We start from the raw sequence: 2,524 nt of genomic DNA, 5'->3' as shown, positions 1-2,524 counted from the left end.
CATTGACTATGCCTTTAAGAGTTCAGTTTTGGACGGCTTAAGAATCCCCGCGTCTTTAGACCGGGGAGAAGTCAAATGAATCAATCTCCCCAGATCTGCGATCGGTTTCGGACAAAGTGCGATCGCAGATCCTCTAAATTTTAGGCAACTTGTACTGTAGAACTTCTAGACTTGCAATTCGATCATGACTTCCTCAACCCCAACCTCGGCGAAAACTGAACCGACACCGATCACTGAGCCGGTGACTCCGGTGAATCGGGAGATGATCGTCATTTTAGATTTCGGGTCCCAATATTCGGAACTGATCGCCCGTCGCATCCGCGAAACCGAGGTCTATTCGGAGGTCATTTCCTACCGCACCAGCGCCAAACAACTGGCCGACCTGAACTTGAAAGGGATCATCCTCTCCGGCGGTCCCAACTCCGTCTACGACCCGGGCGCCCCCCACTGCGACCCGGAAATTTGGAACCTGGGCATCCCCATTTTGGGCGTCTGCTACGGGATGCAGTTGATGGTCCGGCAACTCGGCGGCGAGGTGGAACGGGCCAAGCTGGCGGAATACGGGAAGGCCTCCCTCACCATCGATGATCCCACCGATTTATTGACGAATGTGGACGACGGGGCGACGATGTGGATGAGTCACGGGGACTCCTGCACCCGCCTCCCCGACGGCTTCGACGTCCTCGCCCACACCGACAACACCCCCTGCGCCGCGATCGCAGATCACGATCGCAAACTCTACGGCGTCCAGTTTCATCCGGAGGTCGTCCACTCCGTCGGCGGCCAGGCCTTGATCCGGAATTTCGTCTACCACATCTGCAACTGCCAGCCCACCTGGACGACGGAGGCCTTCGTGGAAGAGGCGATCCGGGAGATCCGGGGCAAAGTCGGGGACCGGCGGGTGCTGCTGGCCCTCTCCGGCGGCGTGGACTCTTCCACCCTGGCGTTTTTGCTGCACCGGGCGATCGGCGACCAACTCACCTGTATGTTTATCGACCAGGGCTTCATGCGGAAGTACGAACCCGAAAAGCTCGTCAAGCTATTCCAGGAACAATTCCACATCCCCGTCCAGTACGTCAACGCCCGCGATCGCTTCCTGGCACAACTCGAAGGCATCACGGACCCCGAAGAAAAGCGCAAGCGCATCGGCCGGGAATTTATCCAAGTTTTTGAAGAAGAATCCGCCCGCCTCGGCCCCTTCGACTACCTCGCCCAGGGGACGCTTTACCCCGACGTGATCGAATCGGCCGATACCAACGTCGATCCCAAAACCGGCGAACGGGTGGCCGTCAAAATTAAAAGCCACCATAACGTTGGCGGCCTGCCCAAGGACCTGCGCTTCAAACTCGTCGAACCCCTGCGGAAGCTGTTCAAAGACGAAGTGCGGAAAGTCGGCCGGTCCATCGGCCTCCCCGAGGAGATCGTCCGCCGCCACCCCTTCCCCGGCCCCGGTCTGGCCATCCGCATCCTCGGCGAAGTCACCGCCGAGAAATTGAATATCCTCCGCGACGCTGATTTTGTCGTCCGGGACGAAATCCACAAACAGGGCGTTTACCACGACTTCTGGCAAGCCTTCGCCGTGCTGCTGCCCGTCCGCAGCGTCGGCGTGATGGGGGATCAGCGCACTTACGCCTATCCGGTGGTGCTGCGGTGCGTCTCCAGCGAGGACGGCATGACGGCCGACTGGTCCCGGGTTCCCTACGATTTGCTCGAAACCATTTCCAACCGCATCGTCAACGAGGTGCGCGGCGTCAACCGGGTGGTTTACGACATCACCTCCAAGCCGCCCGGAACTATCGAGTGGGAATGACGGTCGGGAAATTGGGCGATCGTTTCTGATGCCATAATTCGATTAAGATTTGGGGGCGATCGGATTAAGGGAAGGTTAGAGATTGTGGAAAACCCGCAGATTTTTGTGGATAACTCCCGGTTTCTTGTGGAAAACCCGCCGTTCAGACGGATGACAACTCGGATAAATTAGGGGGTCGGGTGGGGGGAATTTTCGAGCGTCCCGGCGCCAGGTTTGCGCCCTCCCCCATCTGCGTCTCCCCCGTCTCCAAGCTTTTTCAAATAATGGATTACAAAACAGCCCGCAATTTTTTGATCGAACAGGGAATGGCCTTGGAAGTCCGAGACAACCCGGACGCCTTCCTGAGTCGCCTCCAACAGGGCCAGCCCCCCGTTCCCGGTCAGGTGACGTCGATTCTGTTGGCCCTGAAAATGGTATTTGAGGGATCGAAGGAGACGGAAACCTTCGATCGCTCTCTGGTTTTGGCACTGTATCAACTGGCGATGGAGAGTCACCGGCAATTCGCGGCGGGCTCCAAGCGGGGCGTCGAATGGCCGCCGCTTTTGGAGGCAGATCTCGACCGCATTTCTCAGGCGGTGAAGGGTATTTTTTCGGGTCAGTGGAAGTGATTTTTTTGTGGGATAGGTTGACTCAGTCCACAGATTTCGCAGATTTTCGCAGATTTTATATTTCGGTTGGTTTGTGATGATTGACTGATGATTTTGGTGTCGCTAC

At 57.3% G+C, this 2,524-nt stretch carries 2 protein-coding genes; both read left to right on the top strand.

From position 1 onward, the window contains the following. Positions 1–184: 184 nt before the first annotated feature. Entirely contained in the window at positions 185–1,810 is a 1,626-nt protein-coding gene (gene guaA, locus LKE08_RS15540) for a glutamine-hydrolyzing GMP synthase (RefSeq protein WP_324705153.1), read from the top strand. Positions 1,811–2,073: 263 nt separating this feature from the next. Continuing rightward, positions 2,074–2,418 (top strand): Dethiobiotin synthetase, encoded by a 345-nt coding sequence (locus LKE08_RS15535; RefSeq protein WP_324705152.1) that lies wholly within the window; start codon positions 2,074–2,076, stop codon positions 2,416–2,418. Positions 2,419–2,524 lie beyond the last annotated feature (106 nt).

The sequence above is a fragment of the Lyngbya sp. CCY1209 genome (genome assembly GCF_035615495.1).
In the GTDB taxonomy this organism is placed as follows: Bacteria; Cyanobacteriota; Cyanobacteriia; order Cyanobacteriales; family Microcoleaceae; genus Limnospira.
This window is presented reverse-complemented; position numbering and strand designations above follow the sequence as displayed.